Annotated in this window: 17 protein-coding genes; 6 read left to right on the top strand and 11 right to left on the bottom strand. The window is 67.6% G+C overall.

The annotated features are described in order from the left end of the window. Positions 1-65 precede the first annotated feature (65 nt). The 3 genes from H3H55_RS32275 to ansP all read left to right on the top strand — a co-directional run bounded on the left by H3H55_RS32275 (position 66) and on the right by ansP (position 3,954). Positions 66-815 carry an SDR family NAD(P)-dependent oxidoreductase gene (locus H3H55_RS32275; protein WP_193101986.1) on the top strand — a complete coding sequence of 250 codons (750 nt, stop codon included), beginning with the start codon at positions 66-68 and terminating at the stop codon, positions 813-815. A gap of 67 nt (positions 816-882) precedes the next feature. Then, positions 883-2,118, top strand: a complete 1,236-nt coding sequence (locus H3H55_RS32270) for an acyltransferase family protein (protein ID WP_193101984.1) — start codon at positions 883-885, stop codon at positions 2,116-2,118. A gap of 345 nt (positions 2,119-2,463) precedes the next feature. After that, positions 2,464-3,954, top strand: coding sequence for an L-asparagine permease (ansP, locus tag H3H55_RS32265; RefSeq protein ID WP_129516141.1), 1,491 nt, complete (start codon positions 2,464-2,466; stop codon positions 3,952-3,954). A 54-nt stretch (positions 3,955-4,008) separates the two neighbouring features. On the opposite strand, the gene H3H55_RS32260 is transcribed toward ansP, so the two are convergent. Next, complete coding sequence (locus H3H55_RS32260; RefSeq protein ID WP_193101982.1) at positions 4,009-4,548, bottom strand: cytochrome b; 540 nt, start codon at positions 4,546-4,548, stop codon at positions 4,009-4,011. 190 nt (positions 4,549-4,738) lie between these two features. After that, positions 4,739-5,689: a helix-turn-helix domain-containing protein gene (locus tag H3H55_RS32255; RefSeq protein ID WP_193101980.1), complete on the bottom strand. Its 951-nt coding sequence runs from the start codon at positions 5,687-5,689 to the stop codon at positions 4,739-4,741. A gap of 345 nt (positions 5,690-6,034) precedes the next feature. On the opposite strand from H3H55_RS32255, the gene H3H55_RS32250 reads away from it, so the two are divergent. Further along, the gene (locus H3H55_RS32250; RefSeq protein WP_193101978.1) at positions 6,035-7,633 is read left to right on the top strand and encodes a GMC family oxidoreductase; all 1,599 of its coding nucleotides are present in this window, start codon (positions 6,035-6,037) and stop codon (positions 7,631-7,633) included. 48 nt (positions 7,634-7,681) lie between these two features. Next, positions 7,682-9,172, top strand: coding sequence for an aldehyde dehydrogenase family protein (locus H3H55_RS32245; RefSeq protein WP_193101976.1), 1,491 nt, complete (start codon positions 7,682-7,684; stop codon positions 9,170-9,172). A gap of 85 nt (positions 9,173-9,257) precedes the next feature. Here the strand turns inward: H3H55_RS32245 and H3H55_RS32240 are convergent, their stop codons facing one another. The 5 genes from H3H55_RS32240 to H3H55_RS32220 form a co-directional block, all read right to left on the bottom strand. Then, complete coding sequence (locus H3H55_RS32240) at positions 9,258-10,349, bottom strand: porin (protein WP_193101974.1); 1,092 nt, start codon at positions 10,347-10,349, stop codon at positions 9,258-9,260. 178 nt (positions 10,350-10,527) lie between these two features. Then, a complete protein-coding gene (locus tag H3H55_RS32235; protein WP_193101972.1) occupies positions 10,528-11,250 on the bottom strand; it encodes an SDR family NAD(P)-dependent oxidoreductase in 723 nt (240 codons plus the stop codon). Continuing rightward, on the bottom strand, positions 11,228-12,349 hold the full coding sequence (locus H3H55_RS32230) for a 2,3-butanediol dehydrogenase (RefSeq protein ID WP_193101970.1): 1,122 nt from the start codon (positions 12,347-12,349) through the stop codon (positions 11,228-11,230). The genes H3H55_RS32235 and H3H55_RS32230 overlap by 23 nt, the downstream gene beginning before the upstream one ends. A 1-nt stretch (position 12,350) precedes the next feature. Beyond that, the gene (locus tag H3H55_RS32225; RefSeq protein WP_193101968.1) at positions 12,351-13,664 is read right to left on the bottom strand and encodes an MFS transporter; all 1,314 of its coding nucleotides are present in this window, start codon (positions 13,662-13,664) and stop codon (positions 12,351-12,353) included. Between the two features lie 18 nt (positions 13,665-13,682). Beyond that, positions 13,683-14,216 carry a 2,4'-dihydroxyacetophenone dioxygenase family protein gene (locus H3H55_RS32220; RefSeq protein ID WP_129516149.1) on the bottom strand — a complete coding sequence of 178 codons (534 nt, stop codon included), beginning with the start codon at positions 14,214-14,216 and terminating at the stop codon, positions 13,683-13,685. A gap of 176 nt (positions 14,217-14,392) precedes the next feature. Between H3H55_RS32220 and H3H55_RS32215 the strand changes: the two genes are divergently transcribed. After that, the gene (locus H3H55_RS32215) at positions 14,393-15,373 is read left to right on the top strand and encodes a helix-turn-helix domain-containing protein (RefSeq protein ID WP_193101966.1); all 981 of its coding nucleotides are present in this window, start codon (positions 14,393-14,395) and stop codon (positions 15,371-15,373) included. An 87-nt stretch (positions 15,374-15,460) separates the two neighbouring features. Here the strand turns inward: H3H55_RS32215 and H3H55_RS32210 are convergent, their stop codons facing one another. The 4 genes from H3H55_RS32210 to H3H55_RS32195 form a co-directional block, all read right to left on the bottom strand. Continuing rightward, complete coding sequence (locus H3H55_RS32210; protein ID WP_193101964.1) at positions 15,461-17,026, bottom strand: GMC family oxidoreductase; 1,566 nt, start codon at positions 17,024-17,026, stop codon at positions 15,461-15,463. Between the two features lie 129 nt (positions 17,027-17,155). Then, the gene (locus H3H55_RS32205; protein WP_193101962.1) at positions 17,156-18,124 is read right to left on the bottom strand and encodes a helix-turn-helix domain-containing protein; all 969 of its coding nucleotides are present in this window, start codon (positions 18,122-18,124) and stop codon (positions 17,156-17,158) included. A 234-nt stretch (positions 18,125-18,358) separates the two neighbouring features. Next, positions 18,359-19,138, bottom strand: coding sequence for a hypothetical protein (locus H3H55_RS32200; RefSeq protein WP_193101960.1), 780 nt, complete (start codon positions 19,136-19,138; stop codon positions 18,359-18,361). Positions 19,139-19,356: 218 nt separating this feature from the next. Beyond that, positions 19,357-20,304, bottom strand: coding sequence for an aldo/keto reductase (locus H3H55_RS32195; RefSeq protein ID WP_193101959.1), 948 nt, complete (start codon positions 20,302-20,304; stop codon positions 19,357-19,359). Between the last annotated feature and the right edge of the window lie 270 nt (positions 20,305-20,574).

Here is a 20,574-nt window from a genome sequence, read left to right as displayed (position 1 = left end):
CCGCTCATCGCACGCATCGGCACGCTGCGCGGCCTCTTTCCCATTCATTGCTGGAGAAATCGCGGATGAAATCACATCTGGGCAACAAAACCGCGCTGGTCACGGGTGCGTCGCGGGGCATCGGACGCGCGACGGCGCTCGCACTCGCGCGCCAGAACGCATACGTGCTCGTGCATTACTCGACCGCGGCGGCGGAAGCGGAGGCCGTGGTGGCCGAAATCCGGGCCGCAGGCGGGCGCGCCGATGCGCTCGCGGCCGATCTCGGCACGGCGGACGGCCCGCATGCGCTGGCCGCCGCGACGCGCGAGGCCCTCGACGGCCGCCTCGATATTCTGGTCGCGAACGCGGGCATCGCGATGAACGCGTCGATCGACGACATGTCGCTCGACGATTTCGACCGGCTGTTCGCGGTCAACGTGCGCGCGCCGTACTTCCTGACCCAGCAGTTGCTGCCGTTGATGGGCGAGGGCGCCAGCATCGTCCTGCTGTCGTCGCTCGGTGCGCGTTCGCCGGTGGGCGAGATCTCCGCGTACGCGGCGACGAAAGGCGCGATCGACACGCTCGTCAAGCACTTCGCGCAGGCGCTCGGCAGCCGCGACATTCGCGTGAACGGCGTCGCGCCCGGCGTCGTCGATACCGACATGTCGGCGTTCGTGCGCAGCGACGCGGGCCGCGAACAGGTCTTCAAGCTCCAGGCGCTGCAGCGGGTGGCGCAGCCGGAAGACATCGCCGACGTCATCGCGTTCCTGGCGTCGGACGGCGCACGCTGGATCACGGGCGACATCGTCCAGGTAGACGGCGGCACCAAGCTGTAATCACGTGGCCCGGCGTGCCGGATCGCATGCGCTGCGCCGGCGCCGCCCTATCCGGACGGAGGAAATCATGAAGGCATTGCCGGACCATCCGGCGCTCGCGCACATCGTGCAGCGGACGCCGCGCAACCTGGAGCTGGATCGCCTGCGGGCAATCGCCGTGCTCCTGACTTGCTACGTGCACTGGCGCCAGGTGTTCTATCCGTGGACGTTCACGATGCAGTTCGCCGGGCCCGCGACCCCGCTGGATCTGCTGAGCAACGCGTGGGCCGGCGTCGACCTGTTCTTCGTGATTTCCGGCTACATCATCTCGCGCACGATCGTGAGCGAATTCGATGCGCTGCGCGCCGATCCGGGCGCGCTCGCGGCGCATGTCAAGGCGTTCTATGTGCGCCGCGCGTTCCGGATCCTGCCGGTTGCCTGGTGCGTGATCCTGATCGTGGTCGCCTGCGGGGCATGTCTGAACGCGGGCGGCTATTTCGCCGGCACCACTTACAACCTGCAGGCGGCGCTGTCGATTTTCACGTACACGTTCAACTTCTGGCTGCCCGATCACAAGATCGCGCCGGGCGTGCCGCTCGCGCAGTACTGGAGCCTGTCGGTCGAGGAGCAGTTCTATCTCGTGTTCCCGCTGTTTCTGATGCTGACGCGCTCCACGCGGCAGCGGGCGCTGTGGCTTGCGCTCACGCTGCTCGTCGTTTCGGTGGCGATTCGCCCGTACCTGCTTGCCGATCCGCTCAAGGTGTTCTTCTATACGCAGACGCGCTGCGACGGCATGCTGTACGGTTGCCTGCTGTATCTGGCGACCACCCGGCCCTGGTTCGCCGCGATACGCGTGAGCGCCCGCGGCAACGGTTATCTCGGCGGCGCCGTCGTGCTCGTGCTCGCGCTGGTGCTGGGCTCGATCACCGCGATCGGCTTCGACAACGTCGTCGCGGTGCCGGTCGTCTGCATGCTGTCGGCCGCGCTCGTGTTCATGGCCGCATGCGAAGGCGGCGTCGTGTCGTTTCCGCAGCCGCTGCAATGGGCGTTCGACTGCATCGGCCGGCGCTCCTACTCGCTGTACCTCGTGCATTTGCCGATGTTCTTTCTGACCAACGAACTGATGTTCCGGTACACGCGCGCTCACGAGATTGCCATTACCGCGCGGCTGTGGCCGCAGTACACGCTGTTGATGGTGCTGCTCGTCGCCGGGGCGACGGAGCTGCTGTATCGCTGCGTCGAGCGGCCGATGATCGCGAAAGGCCGGCGTGTCGCGGCGGATGTGATCGGGGCGGCGCAAACGGCGTTGCCGAAGGCGGCTTGAGGGCAGGCTCGACACCGGCGTGGCGGCACGTGCCGCGCCGGGCGACGCACGCGCGCTCCCGAATCCGGCGGATCGCGTCGAATCTTTCGAAATCCTGACGTATTTCAAAATGCTTTCCGCCCGGGGCGCATGCGCGATTCGGGGCAGGGAAAGTCGAAATTTGCATAGCGTTTGTGAGTGGAATTAAGGCTGCATACGTTTGCGGTTGACGGTGCCGCGCGCGATGTCCGGCGTGCAGCGGCCTCGATGCGCGGCGTGATGGGGCATCGTGCGGCCGTGGGCGCCGCCGGGCCCGGATCGCGGTACGGTCCGAACGAAATCACGCAAGCACGAGAGGATGCAGCCATGGCATCGATTCCCGAACCCACGCCGAGCGGCGAAATCAGCAAGCGGAGCTGGCTCGAATCCCACGAGGCCGGTTATCACAAGACCCTCGGCAATCGACAGGTGCAGATGATCGCGATCGGCGGCGCGATCGGCACCGGTCTGTTCCTCGGCGCGGGCGCTCGCCTGCAGGCCGCCGGGCCGTCGCTCGCGATCGTCTACCTGGTGTGCGGCCTGTTCTCCTTCCTGATCCTGCGCGCGCTCGGCGAACTCGTGATGCATCGCCCGAGCAGCGGCAGCTTCGTGTCGTACGCGCGCGAGTTTCTCGGCGAGAAGGCGTCGTTCGTCGCCGGGTGGATGTATTTCCTGAACTGGGCGATGACCGGCATCGTCGACATCACCGCGGTCGCGCTCTACATGCATTACTGGGCGCCGTTTTCCGGCGTGCCGCAGTGGATCTTCGCGCTGGTGGCGCTCTGCATCGTCGCGACGATGAACCTGATCGGCGTGAAGTGGTTCGCCGAGATGGAATTCTGGTTCGCGCTGATCAAGGTCGCCGCGATCGTGCTGTTTCTCGTGATCGGCTCCGTGATCCTGGGCACCGGCGGCCATGTGGCCGGTCATGACACGGGCATGCACCTGATCACCGACAACGGCGGGTTCTTCCCGCACGGATTGATGCCGGCGCTGGTGCTGGTACAGGGCGTGGTGTTCGCGTTCGCGGGCGTCGAGCTGGTCGGTACGGCCGCCGGCGAATGCAAGGACGCGCGCAAGGTGCTGCCGCGCGCGATCAACAACGTGATCTGGCGTATCGCCATCTTCTACGTCGCGTCGGTCGTCCTGCTGGTCTGCCTGCTGCCGTGGAGTGCATACAAGGCGGGCCAGAGCCCGTTCGTCACGTTCTTCGGCGCGCTCGGCGTGCCGGGCATCGGCTCGGTGATGAACCTGGTGGTGCTGACGGCGGCGCTGTCGAGCCTCAACTCGGGCCTGTATTCGACCGGGCGCGTGCTGCGCTCGCTGTCGATGGGCGGCTCGGCCCCCGCGTTCCTCGCACGGATGAGCGCGCAATCCGTGCCGTACGCGGGCATTCTCGTGACGGTCGCGATCTACGTGATCGGCGTGCTGCTCAACTATCTCGTGCCGTCGAGCGTGTTCGAGATCGTGCTGAACATCGCGTCGCTCGGCATCATCAGCACGTGGGGCTTCATCGTCGTCTGCCAGATGAAGTTCCGCGCGGCGGTCCGGCGCGGCGAGGTGGACGACGTGTCGTTCAAGATGCCGGGTGCACCCGTGACGTCGTGGCTCACGCTGCTGTTCCTGCTCGGTGTGCTGGTGCTGATGGCATTCGACTACCCGAACGGCACGTGGACGATCGCGTCGATCCCGCTGGTCGTGCTGCTGCTCGTGATCGGCTGGAAGTGGGTGAGCGGCCGCGCGCGCCGTGGGTCGCTCAAGCCGACGATCCCGTCGGTCGCGCTCACGCAGAACGTGCTCGAGAAGGGCGACGACTGACGCAACGCGACGCGCGCCGCGGGGCGGCCGCCGGCCGGATGCCGGCGTGCCCGCTCAAATGCCCATCCGCGCGGCCACCCCGTCGCGATCGACGAACTTGTGTTTCAGCGCGGCCGCGACGTGCATGACCAGCAGCAAGCCGAGCGTCAGCACCAGTGCGCGATGCAGCGCATCGGTCAGCAGTCGCAACGGCTCGTCGCGACCGACGAGCACCGGCAGATTCGCGATGCCGAAGAAACTGACCGGATGCGCGCCGGCGAGGCGGTGCACGTAGCCCGTCAGCGGCACGAGGAACAGCAGCAGGTACAGCACGCCGTGCAGCGCGCCGGCGATCCGCGCCTGCCAGGTCGGCACGCTGTCCGGCAGTGGCGCCGGCGTGTGCGTCGCGCGCCATACGAGGCGCGGCACGGTCAGCATGAAGATCAGGCTGCCGATCGACGCGTGATAGAACAGGATGCCGTTGAACTGCGGCGAGTTATGCGGAAACGAATCCATGTAGAGCCCGATCGACAGGTTCGACAGGATCAGGATCGCGATCGACCAGTGCATGGCGATCGCGAAGCGTGCGTAGGCGGCGTGATTGGGCTGTGACATGAGCGGTCTCGCGGTTTCGGGTGGGCGTCGCGCGCCCGCACGTCCGGCGGCGGACGGCGTGGCGACCCCCGATATACCGGTGCCGGGCCGGATTTATTCCCGGTGCATGCATCGACCGCTGTTGCAGCGCATCGATTATTTCCGGCAGGCCGATAGCGGGACGGGGCGCCGCCGGAAACAGCGCCTCAAGTCAGGAACCCGAAATCGTTCGATGCGCGAGCCGGTAAGCGCCGGGGCTGCATCCGAACCGCGCCTTGAACGCGCGCCCGAAATGCGTGATGTCCGAGAAGCCGCACGCGATTGCCAGCTCCAGCAGATTCCGGTTGGTATCCGCCGGATCCTCCAGCGCGCGCCGGCTCGCCTGCAGCCGGTATTCCTGGATCAGGCTCTGCGGCGTCTGGTCGGTCGCGGCGAGCGCGCTGTAAAGCGTGCGTCGCGATACGTTCAACGCGCTCGCCAGCCGGTCCGGCGACAGGTCGGGGTCGTGGTAGTGATGCGCGAGATGGATTTCGGCGTTCATGCGCAGGGCCGCGCTGCGCGCGTCGGCGCCGGTCAGCGAATCGCCGGCTTCGCGGCGAATCACCGAATCGAGCAGCATCAGCGTCGACTGCTCGAAGCCGAACAGGCTTTCCGGATCGTTCGGCACCTGCCCGTCCATCAGAAAGTGGATGGATTGCAGCGCCAGCCGCGCATTGCCGACGGTCTGGCGAACCTGGACGCCCGCGCGCTCCACGAACCACCGCCACATCGTGCTGCTGCGCGGCGGCGTCAGCGCGGCGACGAAGCGGGACGCGTTCGCGGATTCGATCCGGTACGGCTGGGTCGCGTCGTAGATCACCCATTCCCCCGGATTCACGGTCGACGTCGTGTTGCGCTGCGTGATGCGGCTTTGCCCGGCGATCTGGAACAGGATCTTGTAGCAGTCGCTTTCCGTGCGCGCGGCCAGCGCGCGATCGCGGTCCACCCGGATGGCCGTCGTGTCCACCTCCGCCATGCGCAGCCCACCGACCGATGCGACACGCACCGACATCTGGAAAAGCGGGCCGGTATCGTGAAAAACCAGCGGCAGGAAACTGTCTGCGACGAGCTCGCGCAGGTTCGGGCTGCCGTGGGTGGCGCTGACGACGAGTTCATGTGCCATGGCCGGGAGAGGGAAGGTGCCGGGAACGCACCAAGGGTAATGCAAATGAATGAAGCCGGTACGGTCGCCGCGCCGTTCTGCACGCTGAGGCCAAAAGTGTGCACGCAACGCCGAGGTGCGCCGGTGACGCGCTTCTAGAATCGGAACGCGGTCGACAAATCGTCCGCTCGCATCGGGCTTTCGCCACCGCGATGCCCGCCGCGGCACGACCCACCGCACCGGCTGGCTCGCGCCATCAAGAACAACCATCGATTTTCAAGGAGACTCCGCCGAAGGCCACGCGACATACACGGCGGCGGCACGCGCCGGCGAACGTCGTGCGGACGACGGCGGGCGCATACCAGGATGTCCGATAGAACTTTCGACTACATCGTCATTGGCGCCGGGTCCGCGGGCTGCACCATCGCGACCCACCTCGTCGAGCGCCGCAAGGGCACCGTCCTGCTGCTGGAAGCGGGCGGGCACGACAAGGACCTGTTCATCCACATGCCGGGCGGGATCGCCAAGGCCATTCCGCGCCATACCTGGCCGTATGCCGCCGAGCCGTCGGACGACGTGAAGGGCCGGTCGATCGCGGTGCCGCAGGGGCGCGTGCTCGGCGGCTCGAGTTCGGTCAACGGGATGCTCTACGTGCGCGGGCACCGCAACGACTACGACCGTTGGGAGAACGAATTCGGCTGCAAGGGCTGGGGCGCCGACGACATGCTGCGCTATTTCGCGAAGGCGGAGAACAACGAGTCGCTGACGGCGCCTTATCACGGCAACCACGGGCATCTGCAAGTCACCGAGATCCGCTACCGGCATCCGCTTTCGCAGGCGTTCGTGCGGGCCGGCCAGCAGATGGGGCTCGATTACCTGGTCGACTACAACGGCGAGCGCCAGGAGGGCGTCGGGTTCTATCAGGCGACGATCTTCAACGGCGAGCGCGGTTCCACCGCCGCGACGTACCTGAAGTCGGTCCGGAACCGCGCCGAACTTTGCCTCGAGGTCGACGCGCTGGTCGAGCGCGTCGAGATCGCAGGCGGCCGCGCAACGGGCGTCACCTATCGCCAGGGCAACCGGCGCGTGACGGCGCATGCGCGTGCGGAAATCATCGTGACGGCCGGCGCGATCGGTTCGCCGAAGATCCTGCAACTGTCCGGCATCGGGCCGCGCAACGTGCTCGAAGGCGCGGGCGTCCAGGTACGCCATGAGCTGCCGGTGGGCGAGAATTTCCATGACCACCTGCACATGTCGGTGAACGCGACGATCCGCACGCCGGTGTCGCTGTACGGTCAGGACAAGGGATGGCGTGTGCTCAAGCACGGCATCGAATGGAAGTTGTTCCGCTCGGGCGTGCTGACTTCGCCGGTGCTCGAAGGGTTCGCGTTCGTCGATACCTGCGGGCAGGGGCAGCCGGACGTCCAGTTCCACTTCCTGCCGATCATCGATTCGTTCGACGATCCGATCGGCGTGACGCAGGGCCGGACGCACGGCATCACGATCAAGACGGGCCATCTGCAGCCGCATTCGCGCGGGCGCGTGACGATCCGTTCGTCGAACCCGGACGACCTGCCGCGCATCGACGGCCGTTACCTGGCCGATCGCCGGGACGTCGACGGCCAGATTCGCGCGGCGAAGCTCGCGCTGAAGATCCTGCGCCAGCCGGCGCTCGCGGCACACGTCGACGAGATCTTCTCGCCGGATTGCCCGCCCGACGACGAAGCGGGCATCGAGGACTGGGTGCGCGGCGCGGCGAAGACGGTCTATCACCCGGTGGGCACGTGCCGGATGGGCATGGACGCGGCGTCGTCCGTCGTCGATCCGCACCTGCGCGTGCACGGCATCGCGGGGCTGCGCGTGGCCGATAGCTCGACGATGCCCAGCATCCCGAGCGGCAACACGAACGCGCCGACCATCGCGCTCGCCGAAAAGGCGTCGGACCTGATCACCAGCGCGGCCTGATCGGGCATTTCATTCACATCGATTTCCGGAATTTCTGGAGGCAGGCAAATGGCATTGGTACAGATGCTGGACGAGGTCAAACGGTTTCTCGCGCGCGAGCACGGTCACTACATCGACGGCCGGGCCGTGGCCGGCAGCGGCGGCGAACGGATCGACGTACGCAACCCGGCCACGCGCGCGGTGATCGGTTCGGTCGCGCAGGCAACCGACGACGAGATCGAGGCTGCGATCGTGTCGTCGCATCGCGCGTTTCGCGGCGAGTGGGCGCAGGCGACGCCGGCCGATCGCGAGCGCATCCTGCTGCGGTTCGCGGATCTGATCGACGCGCACGGCGAGGAAATCGCGCAGATCGAAACCGCGCAGTCGGGCAAGCTGATCGGACTGTCGCGGGCGATCGAAGTGAGCTGGTCGGCCCGCTGGCTGCGTTATTACGCGGGCTGGGCCACCAAGATCGCGGGCGAAACGCTCGCGCCGTCGTTTCCGAGCATGAATGGCGAGCGGTACACGTCGTTTACGCTGCGCGAGCCGCTGGGCGTGGTGTTCGGCATCATCCCGTGGAATTTCCCGGTGATGATTCCCGTGTGGAAATTCGGCGCGGCGCTCGCGACCGGCAATACGGTGCTGATCAAGTCGTCGGAGTTCACGCCGCTCACGATGCTGCGCATCGCCGAACTGGGCACCGAAGCCGGGTTGCCGCCGGGGACGCTGAACGTCATCAACGGCGCGGGCAAGGTCGGCGCACAGGTCATCCGCGATCCGCGCGTGGCGAAGGTCTCGTTCACGGGCTCGGTGCCGACCGGCCGCATCATCGGCGAGGAAGCCGTCAACGCGAACTTCACGCGCTTCACGCTCGAACTGGGCGGCAAGAACGCCGCCGGCTTTTTGCCGGATACGCCGGTCGAGAAGATCCTGGATGGCGTGATCGAGGCCGGGTTCCTGCACAGCGGGCAGGTGTGCGCGTCGGCGGAGCGCTTCTTCGTGCACCGTTCGCAGTTCGACGAGGTGGTCGAGAAACTGAAGGCGCGGCTGGATGCCTTCCAGCCGTCCGACCCGATGGACGACGCGGGCACGATCGGCCCGGTGTGCAACGAACCGCAGTTCCGCAAGTGCATCGATGCGTTCGACCGGGCCCGGGCGGACGGCGACACCATCGTCACGGGCGGCGGCGCTTATGCGCGCGACGGCTTTTACGTGAAGCCGACGATCGTTCTGCCGAAGTCGCTGCAATCGGATTCGTACCGCAAGGAGATCTTCGGCCCGGTCGGCGCATTCGTGCCGTTCGACGACAACGAAGAGTTGATCGCGATGATGAACGACACGCCCTTCGGGCTGACCGCGAGCCTGTGGACCAACGATCTCGCGAAGGCGCTGCGCTATGTGCCGCGCATCGAGGCCGGCACCGTCTGGGTGAACATGCATACGCTGGTCGACCCGGCCGTACCGTTCGGCGGCGCGAAGGGTTCCGGCATCGGCCGCGAATACGGCTCGTCGTTCATCGACGCTTATACGGAACCGAAATCCGTCACCATTCGCTTCTGAGTGCACGACAGGCGCGTTACCGCATGAAGGGCCGGTAACGCGCCGGTTCGATCGGGCCGGCGCAAACCGGCCGACCCATTCCCCGTCAGAACCGCGTACTGAACCCGATCCGCGCGATCGACTGCAGCGCGCCGCTCGATGCGCCGTTCGCATCCATCACGCCGTTGATCTGCGCGTTGCTGCCGTGGCCGGTGCGCTGATGCACGCCCGCCACATACACCATCGTGCGTTTCGACAGCCAGTACTGGACGGCGGCCAGGATCTGATGCGCATGCGGGTTGTCGAGCGTGTCGTTGCCCTTCATGTACGTATAGCTCGCGCCGACCACCCACGCCGGCGATGGGTGCCACGCCGCACCGGCTTCCGCCGACCACGCGCCCGCACCGTTCTGCGCGTTGTGCACGGTCGTGACGAGCGCCTTCCCCGTGACCGTGCCGAGCGTGTAGTGCACGCCCGCGCCCCAGTTGCGCACGCTGGTCGGCGGCAGCCCCGCCGACGCGCCGTATTTCTGGTTCGTATAGGCCGCGCCCGCGCCGAACGGGCCGTTGTCGTAGCTTGCGCCGACGCTGACCGTGTTGTTCGCGCCGACCGACCCCGCGACGTTGCCGAAACCGTACAACGCGCCGAAGGTCAGGCCCGACAGCGACGGGCTCGTGTACTTGACCGAATTCGCGACGCGATTGCTGCCCGCGACGCGATCCCAGTCGAACGCGCCGGTTGGGTTGTTCGGCAGCGCGAGCTTGTCGAACGGCCCGTTGCGAAAGCCGTACAGGCCGACGAGATCCTGCGCGATCTCGTTGCCGCTGGCGGCGAGCGAATCGACCATGAACTCGTACTGGTTGCCGAGCGTGAGTTTGCCGTAGCGGTCGTTCTCCAGCCCGACGTAGGCTTGCCGCGCGAACAAGCCGCCGCCGATGATCGAGCCGTTGCCGAGCGAATACTGGTTGACGAGCCGGAAGATCGCACGCGTGCCCGCGCCGAGATCCTCCTTGCCTTCGAACCCGAGCAGGTTCGGAAAGAAGATGTTGTCGTCGAATTTCGGATTGCCGTGGCCGCCTTGGTTGCTGACATAGCTGATGCCGGCATCCATCAGCCCGAACATCGTCACGCTGCTTTGCGCGAACGATGCAGCAGGAATCGCGCAAGCGGCGAGCGCCAGAAGGGTCTTTTTCGTCATCTCCAATGTGCTCCTCACATGTTTCCGATCGGATCGGATATTTTTGATTGGACTACTGATTGATATGATTGAACCTGGCCGGGATCGATCCCGATTCAGGTGCAACCGAAAGGAACCGGATCGCGCACGCGGCACCGGCGGGCCGTCGCCCGTCCGCCGCTGCCGCGTACGCGGCGCGCTAGACCGTCGAATACCCGCCGTCCACCGGCACGACCGCGCCGGTGACGAACGACGCGCCGGGCGAGCACAGGAACAGGATCACTTCCGCGACTTCGTCGGCCGTGCCCCAGCGCCCGAGCGGCGTGCGCTCGAGAATGCGGCGCGACGCCTGCGTGTCGGCCATCAGCCCGCTGCTGAGCGGCGTGTCGATCCAGCCGGGCGCGACCGCGTTCACGCGAATCCCGCGATCGGCCCACGCCTGTGCGAGCGAGCGCGTGAGCTGCGCGATGCCGCCCTTGCTCGCGCTGTATGCGGGGCGGTCCTTGCTGCCGAAGTATGTGTACATCGACGCGATGTTGACGATGCTGCCGCCGTTCGCCGACAGCGCCGGCCGCGCGGCGTCGGATGCGCGCATCACCGACGTCAGGTTCACGTTCAGCACGAGCTCGAACTGGTCCATCCGGTATTCGTCCGCGTGCCGGCTGATGCCGACGCCGTTGACCAATACGTCGAGCCGCGGCAGCGCGGCGATCGTGCGCGTCAGCGCATCGTTGTCGGTCACCTCGAGCTCCACGCACCGGATGCCCGGATGCACCGGCGCATGTGGGCCGCCGGCATCGAGCCCGAGCGCGACGACCGACGCGCCTGCCTGCGCGAACCGCATCGCGGTGCGCGCACCAATGCCCGACGTGCCGCCCGTCACGACGACGGACCGGCCCTCAAACGCCCACTGACGACTCATGCTCGACACTCCCGATGGTGTGTGCGCGACGGGCCGGCCGTTGCGCGGGTGAAACGAGGATCTTGATCTGCGTGCGGTCGGCCAGCAGCGCGTCGAAGCCGTCGGCGACGGCCTCTTCGAGCGACACGGTGCGCGTGACGATCGACGTCAGATCGAGCGCGCCCGACGCGACGATGCGCAGAAGGTCTTCGTACGCATGCCGATAGCCGACGCTCGCGGTGAAGGTCAGCTCGTCGTTGACCGCGCGGAACGCGTCGAAGCCCGCATGCGGCATCAGGCCGACCATCACGACGCGGCCGCCCTTGCGCAGCGCCTGCATCGCCGCTTCGAACGTGGCCGGCAGCCCGGCCGCCTCGAAACTCGCGTCGACGCCGAGCCCGCTTGTAGCCGAGCGGATCGCGTCCTGCAGCGCGGACGCATCGAGCGCGCGCGCGTCGAACGTATGCGTCGCACCGAAGCGCGTGGCGGCCGCGAGCCGTTCGGGCGATACGTCGACGGCCACGATCGTCGTCGCGCCCTGCAGCTTCGCGAGCATGATCAGCAGCAGGCCGATCGGCCCGAGCCCGAACACCGCGCAGGTCTCGCCGAGCCGCAGCGCGCCGCGCCGCAACGCGTGCAGCGCGACGGCGGCCGGCTCCATCACCGCGGCCTGTTCGAGACTCACGCCGTCGGGCAGCCGATGCAGCATGTAGGCCGGCACGACCGCGAAGTCGGCCATTCCGCCGTCGCCCATCAGCCCGGCGAAACCCATCGACACGCACAGGTTGTACGACCCCGAGCGGCAGTACGCGCACTGGTGGCAGCGGTACTCGGGCTCGACCGCGACGCGGTCGCCCGCGCGCAGCGCCGTCACGCCTTCGCCGACCTCGACGACGGTGCCGCAGAACTCATGGCCGAGCGTGAGCGGTGCGGTGCGGCGCGACAGCGGATGCGGCGTCTCGACCGGAATCGCGTGCGGGCCGTCCGCATATTCGTGCAGGTCGCTGCCGCAGATCCCGCAATACGCGACCGTGATGCGCACGTCGCCGGGGCCGACTCGCGGCGTATCGATTTTCACCAGACGGACGTCGCGCGGGCCATGCCATTGAAGGGCTCGCATGTCATCGTCCTCCGAGGTTCTGCGCATCGAGGCGGTTCGCGGCAGCGCCGGCGAGCGCGCGCTTGCGCAGCACGGCGGGCGCGGTCTCGACGAGGCCGAACGACAGCACGCACGCGAGGATCGCGCCGGTGGCCGACGTCCACATCGCGAACTGCAGGCCGTACTTGTCGGCCGCGAAGCCGGCGACGGTCGGCGCGACGAAGCCGCCGATCAGCTCGCCCGCGCCCATGATCAGCCCGAGCGCGCTGGCGATCGAGCGGGGCGGCACCGTTTCGGCCGGGATCGTCGCCATGAACAGCGTGAAGCAGCCGAGGCCCGTGTAGGTCGCGAGCACGAGCGCGCAGAGCGCCCCCAACGTATTCGCGTGTATCAACGCGACCGGGCACGCGGCGGCGATCAGCGCGAACACGATCATCGTCGGCTTGCGGCCGATCCGGTCGGAGATCGCCGGCACCGCGAAGCCCCAGAACACCCACGCGGCGCCGAGGCAGGTCATCACGACGCCCATGTCGGACGGCGACAGGTGGCGGCTCTCGACGAGGAAGACCGGCGCGAACGAGATGATCACGATGAACCACGTGAGGAAGAAGCAGCTGATCAGCACGCAGAGCAGGATGTTGCGTTCCTTCAGCAATGCCCAACGGCCGCTCGCCGCGCCGTTCGCCGCTGGCGCGCCGGCCGTGTTGGCCGCATCGGCCTGCGCATGCCGGACGCCGCCGGGCGGCACTTCGCGCACCCAGCGCCAGATGCAGAACGCGATCAGGAAGCCCGGGATGCACGACACGTAGAACGCGTTGCGCCAGCCATACGCGGTCGCGATGCCGATCACGACCGGCGGGCCGATCATCGCGCCGAGCAGGCCGGCGGCCGAGCCTTGCAGCAGGCCCATGTTCAGCCCGCGGCGGCTCGGCGTCGAACTCTCGACCATCAGCGATTGCGACAGCGGCAGCACGGGGCCTTCGGCGATGCCCATCAGCGCGCGGAACGCGATCAGGCTCGCGAAGCCGCCGACGAGCCCCGACAGCGCCGAGCACACGGAAAAGCCGAGCACGGCCGCGATCAGCAGCGGCTTGCGCGTGCCGCGCGCGTCGGACCACGCGCCGGTCGCGGCGCCCGACAGCGCCCATGTGAGCGCGAGCGCGGACGACACCATGCCGAGTTGCGTGTTCGTCAGGTGCAGCTCGGCCGACATGAACGGGAACAGGAACGACAGCGCGAGGCGGTCGAAGAAGACGAAACCGAACGTCATGAACAGGATCAGCAGCAGCCTGTTCTCGTACGTCCATGCGAGTCTGGGGGAGGGATGGGATGACATGGCGGGCCTCGTCGCGCGTCAGCGGTACAGCTTCTCGATCGCTTGCGCGCCGAGGCCGACCTTCTCGTAATGCGCCTTGCACATCGCGATGTACGAGTGCACGTCGAAATAGCCGTCGGGGTTGCCAGCTTCGTCGAGCCAGATCAGCGGGCCCTTGACGATGAAGAACGCGCGCATCGGCTCGGGATGATCGAACGCGACGAGCGTGTGGCCCTCGCCCGGCGTCTCGTACACGAAATCGCCGCGCGTCGCGGTCCATTCGTGCTCCAGGTAGCCCCATTTGCCGGACAGCGTGTACGCGAACACCTCGTGCGGGTGATAGTGCCGGTTCACGAGCCCAGCTTCCTTCGCCATCAGGATGTCGCACCATTTGTTCTGCGACGGCGAGATCCACAGCGGCCGCGACGAAACCGTTTCGGTGAACGGAACGTAATAACGCTCGTCGTCGGTGGCCGCGTTCGGGATATAGGCTTCGGGCAGCGCATCGGGCTTGAACGGATTGGCAATCGGCGGGATGTTTTGCCAGAATTCGGATACGGCTTGGTCGACCACGGTCTGTCTCCTTGTATGTTGGTGTCGTGGGCTCGACTTTAGCCAGCCGGTGCGCGCCGCTCTTGACTGGGCTGGACGAATTGCTTGACCGCGCCGGACATTGCACTGCACCAGAATCCAGACGAACCATCCCCCAATCCGTGCCGCTCGCACGACAGGCGCCCGCAGGAGGCGACGTGACGAATTCGACCGTTTTTTCACGCACGCGAGGCTCGACGGCCGACGTGCCGGCGCGCGACAGGATGGCGTACTGGGATGCGTTCAATGCGGCGACGCTGGTCGGCCTGCGCTGCTCGTCGCTGTCGCCGGCCGGGCTCGAAGTCGAGAAGACCGACATCGCGCTGCCGGGCCTCGGCATCGCCGACATCAGCGGCCGGGATCACGTGATCGAGCGCAGCCCCGCGCTGGTGCGCCAGTTGCCGAAGGAGTCGCTGTTCGCGTGCCAGATCCTGAGCGGGCGGGCGTATTTCATCCAGCGCGACCGCTGCCTGCTCGCGGAAGCCGGCGACGTCGTCGTGTACGACACGCGCGTGCCTTATCTGTTCGGATTCCTGACGCCGATGCGGCAGCTGCTGATCGATATCCCGATCACGACGTTCGACGACCGGCTCGATGCCGAGCTGGCGGCGCTGCCGCTGCGGATCGCACCGAAACCGGGCGCGGGCGCGATGCTCGGCACGACGTTGCGCGCGAGCGTCGAGCGTTTCATGAAGGAGCCGGTCGAGCAGGACGCCGCACGTTTCGCCGAGTACACGCGCAGGCTGATCGCGGAACTCATCGACGCGGAAGTGAACGGCGCGGGCGCATCGCGCGCGTCGCTGTCGTACCTGCTGACCGCGAAGCAGTACATCGCGACGCATCTCGGCGATCCGGAGCTCGGGCCGCAGGCTGTCGCCGATGCGGTCGGGCTGTCGCTGCGTCATTTAGGCCGGCTGTTTGCGGCCGAAGGCGAATCGATCACGCAGCACATCTGGTCGGAACGGCTGTCGCACGCGCATCGCGAACTGACGGATGCGCGGCTGCGCAAGACCAGCGTCGGCGAGATCGCGTTTCGCTGGGGATTCTCGAGCCAGGCGCACTTCAGCCGCGCGATTCGCGAGCGCTACGGCGCGTCGCCGATGGCGCTGCGTGATGCGGCGCGCGCGGCCGAGTGCTGATCCCGGTAGGTTGAGGTGGCGGCGGCGCGAGTGTCACGCGCCGTTTTCATTTTCGTTCCCGCTTTCGCCGTGACGCCGCGCGTGGCGTCAATCCGCCAGCATGAACTCGGCACAGCGCTCCGCGATCATGATCGTCGGCGCATTCGTGTTGCCCGACACGATGCGCGGCATCACCGACGCGTCGCAGATCCGCAATCCGTCGATGCCTTGCACCGCGAGGCGCGGCGTGACGACCGCGTTCCCGTCGCTGCCCATGCGGCAGGTGCCGGCCGGGTGGTAGACGGTTTTCGCGCGGCGCCGCACGTAGTCGGCGAGTGCCGCGTCGGTCAGCGTCTCGGCTTCGCGCACGATGCGCGCGAGCGACGGCGCGCGGATGATCCGCCGGGCGAGCGCGACGCCGCGCACGAGGCCGTCGACGTCGGCCGGGTCGGACAGCGCGCCGCTGTCGAACCGGATCGGCGCGGCCGGATCGCTGGAGCGCAGTTGCACGGAGCCGCGCGAACGCGGCCTGAGCAGGCACGGGTTGATCGACAGGCCATGGCCGGGCAGCGGTTCGCGATCGACGTCGCCGACGAGCGTCGGCAGCACGTGGAACTGGATGTCCGGCCGGCCGCTGCCGGTCGTATCGACGAACGCGCCGGATTCGACGACGTTCGACGTCAGCAGGCCCGTGCGGCACAGCATCCATTGCAGCCCGTGGCGCAGCGCCTTCAGCCCGCGATCCTCGCCCAGCAGGCTGACCGGCGCGTGGCTGCGGCCGTAGAGCGACACTTCGAGGTGATCCTGGTAGTTCGTGCCGACGTCGCTGCTGTCGTGCAGCACGTCGATGCCGTGCGCGCGCAGGTGGGCGCCGGGCCCGATGCCCGACAGCATTAGCAGTTTCGGTGTGCTCAGCGCGCCGGCCGCGAGCACGACGTCGGCGCGCGCGGCGGCCGAACCCGTCGCGCCGTTTTCCGCGCGCCATGCGACGCCGGTCGCGCGCCGGCCGTCGAACAGGAGGCGCGTCACGCGGCAGCCGGTCAGCACGCGCAGGTTCGGGTGGCTGATCGCGTCGGCGAGATAAGTGGCCGCGGTGCTGCCGCGCTGCCCGTCGAAGATCGTCGTGTGATAGAAGCCGGCGCCATGCTGCGCGGCGCCGTTGAAGTCGTCGTTGTACGCGATGCCGGTTTCCTGCGCAGCTTTCACGAACGCGAGGCTCAGCGGATGCCGGAAACGCGTGTCGCCCACCTTCAACGGCCCGTCGGTGCCGTGGAACGGCTCGGCGAGCCGCAGGTGCGATTCGGCGCGCTTGAACACCGGCAGCACGTCGTCCCAGCCCCAGCCCGTGCAGCCGAGCGCGGCCCAGTCGTCATAGTCGTCGCGCGTGCCGCGCACGTACAGCATCGCGTTGACCGAACTGCCGCCGCCGAGCGTACGGCCCTGCGGCACGTAGGTCTTGCGTCCCGCCGCGCCGGGCTGCGGTTCGCTCTCGAACGTGACCGTGCGCCGCGTGCCGAGCACCCGGATGAAGGTCGCCGGAATCCGGATGAACAGGCTGTCGTCCTTCGGGCCGTCCTCGAGCAGCAGCACGCGCCTGCCGGCCTTCACCAGCCGATGCGCGACCGTGCAGCCGGCCGAACCGCCGCCGACGACGATATGGTCGTACGTCTCCATCCCGCTTCTTCTCCTTGCTGTCGGGCGGCGGAACGAGTGCCGCCGCGCAAGAAGCCAGCTTAGCGACCGGTATGCGGCCCCATTTGACCGGGACGGACACCGTGCTTGCCTCGCAGGGACACGGCGGCGCTAGCGCGCCTCGGCGGGGGCGCGTGTGTCGCTCGGCGTCTCGCCGAAGCGCGCGCGATAGCTGCGGCTGAAATGCGCGCTGTTGTTGAAGCCCCAGCGGAAGGCGATTTCGCTGACCGTCAGGTGCTTCAGCGACCGGTCGCGCAGGTCGGCGCGGCAGCGTTCGAGCCGCCGCGCGAGGATGTAGCGCGTGAGCGGCATCCCTTCGATCTCGAACACGCGCGCGAGCTGGCGCGGCGACAGATTGATCGCGCGGCTCACCGACTGGCTGTCGAGGTCGTCGTCGGCGAGATGGCTGTCGATGAAGGTTTTCGCGCGCGACAGCGTGTGGACGGTCGATTTCGTCGGCGACGCGTCACCGTCGCGCAGCCGCAGCGTCGACTGCACGAGCTCGAGTATCGCGGCGGCGCGCCGCTCGCGCGCGTCGGGCGTCGGTTCCTGCGGCGCGGCGAGCAGCGCATACACCTGCCGCACCGCCCATGACGCGACACCGTCGCCGCGGTCGATCTTGACGAGGCTGCGGTAGCGCCACGGGCCGACGCGCGCCTCGAACACGTCGCGCGGCACGTCGAGCACGGTCATCGCCATGTCGGCGGGAAAGCCGTGACCGTACGGCATCGACGTGTCGTACAGGACGAGATCGCCGGGCCCGTGCTGCATGCAGTCGACGTCCTGGAACGTATAGCCTTGCCCCTCGTGCATCAGGCAGATGAACACGGCGTCGCGCTGGTCCGCATGGATGTTGTGCGACGTGCGCACGACAGAGTGCCGGTTCGCGACGATGTCGCATGCGCTGAACAGCCCGAGATCGCGCTTGCGCAGCGTTGCGTCGATGCCTTCCGACGATTTCCCGCTGCATTCGATCCGTACGAGCGTGCGGGCGACATGGTCGACCCAGAAGTCGACGCGCTCGGCGCCGCGTACGGCGCGCGTCGAGACCGTGACGATCCCCGTGCTGGTGTCCGGCATGACGTTCTCCCAATGACCGTCCGAGCCGCGCAGTCTCGGGCACGTCGAATGCCGCGGTCAATCCGTGAAAGACCGGGGCGGGCGTGCAACGCCCTTGCAGCGGGGCGTTGCGGCTGTTCGCGCAATCGATGTCCGTCTCAGTCAACGGAAGCGGCCGTGCGAGTCAAAACGCGGAGGTGATTTTCGGCTAGATGGTGCGCGTATCGCTACGCGCTGCCGACCGTTGCCGCCGGCTTACTTCGATGAAGACGGCGCCAGCCCGAGCGAAACGTCCTGCTCGTAGCCCATCTTGCTGTCGCGGAACTCGACGCTCACGTAGCCGGCGCGCCGCGCGTCGGTGACGTTCGCGTAGATCGACGTCATCACCATGCCCGCATCGCAGTCGAGCGGGATCGTGCGGTCGATGCGGCCCGTCGCGATGTTGACGGCCCGCAGCGATCGCATCGCGATGCCGCACGAGTCGGACAACGTATAGACGCCGACCAGCATGTGCGTCTTCGTGCGGTACCACATCGGGATATCGACGGCGCCGTCGAGCTGGAGGTGATCGCGATCGTTGTCGTTCAGGCGCCCGACTTCGTTCAGCGTGATCGGGAGCGTCTTGCGGCCGTCGTCCCAGGTGCCGGTCGCCGTCTTGCCGGCGACGTTCAGCGCGATCGGGCAGGGTTTCGGGTGCGACGGCGACGCAGCCGGTACCACCGGCGCTTCGGCATTCGATGCGGCCGGCGACGCTTCGCACAGCGTCATGCGGCCGTCCGGCTCGCGGTGCCCCTGCAGCGGGATCGGCTTGCGATGCGCGTCGTAGTAGTAGCTGCCATCGATACGCCAACGGCCTGCGTCGTTGCGGTCGAGTGCGTCGTAGGTCTGCAGCGACACATGGACCGGCGCATTGCCGATCGTGCCGGTGTAGTTCGCGACTTCGTACCAGCCTGCGTACGATGCGGCCGGCACGCACGCGAACAGCGCGGGGAGCGTTGCGGCGAACGGGCGGGCGTAGCGGGGGAGGCGGGTCATCGGCGGTCTTTGTGCGTGGTGTGGGTTCGAGCGCGAAGGAGGCCGGCTCGGCCGTGTCGAGCCGCGCGGCCGCCGGATGCACGCCATTGTAGCCACCCGCCATTGCCGGATTTCCCGCATCCGCGCATGCGGTGACGCTGGAACGCACATGACCCAGGCCGATCTCGGCGCCGCCGCATTGCGCGACGCCACCGGCCGGCCTGTCGCCGCCGCGGACTTCAGGTTGCGCTGGCTGCGTCGATCTGGCGGATGTCGTCCTGATCGAGCTGCAAGCGGATCGCTTCGCCGAGCAGGCCGAGCTGCGCGAGCGATGTCGCGCTCGCGATCGGCGCGGTGATCGTCGGCCGCGCGATCTGCCACGCAAGGGCGACCGCGGCCGGCTGCGTGTCGTGCTTCGCCGACACGGCGTCGAGCGCCGCGAGAATGCGCAGGCCGCGTTCGTCGAGATAACCGGCGACGCGATCGCCGCGCACGCTCTTCTTCAGGTCGGCCTCGCTGCGGTATTTGCCCGACAGGAAGCCGCTCGCGAGCGCGTAGTAGTTGACGACGCCGAGCTTCAGGTCGCGCACGACCGGTTCGAGATCGCGTTCGTAGTCGGTGCGGTCGATCAGGTTGTACTCGGGCTGGATGACCTGGTACGCGGGCAGGCCGTCGCGCTGGCTGATGTCGGCGGCTTCGCGCAGGCGCGCGCCGCTGTAGTTCGATGCGCCGATGATGCGCACCTTGCCCGCGTCGATCAGTGCCTGATAGGCGCCGAGCGTTTCTTCGAGCGGGGCCGTGTCGGCGAGATCGCGATGCGAGAAATACAGGTCGATGTAGTCGGTCTGCAGGCGGCGCAGCGAATCGTCGGCGGCCTTCAGGATGTTGTCCTTGGTCAGCCCCGCGCGTGCGGCCAGCAGCCCGACCTTGGTCGCGATCACGACCTGTTCGCGCTTGCCGGAACGCTTGAGCCACTTGCCGATGATCGTTTCCGATTCGCCGCCGCTGTTGCCGGGCGCCCAGGCCGAATAGACGTCGGCCGTGTCGATGAAGTTGATGCCGGTTTCCGCGAGCGCGTCGAGCAGCGAAAACGATGCGTTTTCGTCGACGGTCCAGCCGAAGACGTTGCCGCCGAAGGCGAGCGGCGAAACCTGGATGTTCGACGTGCCGAGGGTGCGTAGTGCCATGTTCTGCTCCGATATCGATGGGTGATGGGATCGAACTGCGGGATGGGCCAAAACGATCGCGGCGAGACGGGGGCGCGGTGCGGTTCCGCCGTGGTCGCGGGACACCGGACATTCTCGCCGATCGATCGGATTCGTGCAGGCGGCGCGTTGCCGCGATGGTGGGCGATTTGCGGCGAGTAACGGACGGCTCGTCCGTTACGTGAGCGCGCCGGGAGGCGAGCGGGAGGGCGGGCTGCCCCGGCGTTGCGCCGGAGCGGACGGGAAGACGGG

Origin of the sequence: Burkholderia sp. Z1, from assembly GCF_014893795.1 — a bacterium.
GTDB classification, from domain to species: Bacteria; Pseudomonadota; Gammaproteobacteria; order Burkholderiales; family Burkholderiaceae; genus Burkholderia; species Burkholderia theae.
The sequence above is the reverse complement of the archived record's forward strand: the minus strand, read 5'-3'. Positions and strand labels throughout refer to the sequence as shown.

Excerpts from the sequence above, each read along its gene's own strand:
- H3H55_RS32250 (WP_193101978.1), top strand. The coding sequence starts at position 6,035 with ATGTCCGATAGAACTTTCGACTACATCGTCATTGGCGCCGGGTCCGCG.
- H3H55_RS32205 (WP_193101962.1), bottom strand. The coding sequence starts at position 18,124 with ATGCCGGACACCAGCACGGGGATCGTCACGGTCTCGACGCGCGCCGTA.
- H3H55_RS32210 (WP_193101964.1), bottom strand. The coding sequence starts at position 17,026 with ATGGAGACGTACGACCATATCGTCGTCGGCGGCGGTTCGGCCGGCTGC.
- H3H55_RS32235 (WP_193101972.1), bottom strand. The coding sequence starts at position 11,250 with ATGAGTCGTCAGTGGGCGTTTGAGGGCCGGTCCGTCGTCGTGACGGGC.
- ansP (WP_129516141.1), top strand. The coding sequence starts at position 2,464 with ATGGCATCGATTCCCGAACCCACGCCGAGCGGCGAAATCAGCAAGCGG.
- H3H55_RS32245 (WP_193101976.1), top strand. The coding sequence starts at position 7,682 with ATGGCATTGGTACAGATGCTGGACGAGGTCAAACGGTTTCTCGCGCGC.
- H3H55_RS32195 (WP_193101959.1), bottom strand. The coding sequence starts at position 20,304 with ATGGCACTACGCACCCTCGGCACGTCGAACATCCAGGTTTCGCCGCTC.
- H3H55_RS32275 (WP_193101986.1), top strand. The coding sequence starts at position 66 with ATGAAATCACATCTGGGCAACAAAACCGCGCTGGTCACGGGTGCGTCG.
- H3H55_RS32240 (WP_193101974.1), bottom strand. The coding sequence starts at position 10,349 with ATGACGAAAAAGACCCTTCTGGCGCTCGCCGCTTGCGCGATTCCTGCT.
- H3H55_RS32255 (WP_193101980.1), bottom strand. The coding sequence starts at position 5,689 with ATGGCACATGAACTCGTCGTCAGCGCCACCCACGGCAGCCCGAACCTG.
- H3H55_RS32200 (WP_193101960.1), bottom strand. The coding sequence starts at position 19,138 with ATGACCCGCCTCCCCCGCTACGCCCGCCCGTTCGCCGCAACGCTCCCC.
- H3H55_RS32270 (WP_193101984.1), top strand. The coding sequence starts at position 883 with ATGAAGGCATTGCCGGACCATCCGGCGCTCGCGCACATCGTGCAGCGG.
- H3H55_RS32225 (WP_193101968.1), bottom strand. The coding sequence starts at position 13,664 with ATGTCATCCCATCCCTCCCCCAGACTCGCATGGACGTACGAGAACAGG.
- H3H55_RS32260 (WP_193101982.1), bottom strand. The coding sequence starts at position 4,548 with ATGTCACAGCCCAATCACGCCGCCTACGCACGCTTCGCGATCGCCATG.
- H3H55_RS32230 (WP_193101970.1), bottom strand. The coding sequence starts at position 12,349 with ATGCGAGCCCTTCAATGGCATGGCCCGCGCGACGTCCGTCTGGTGAAA.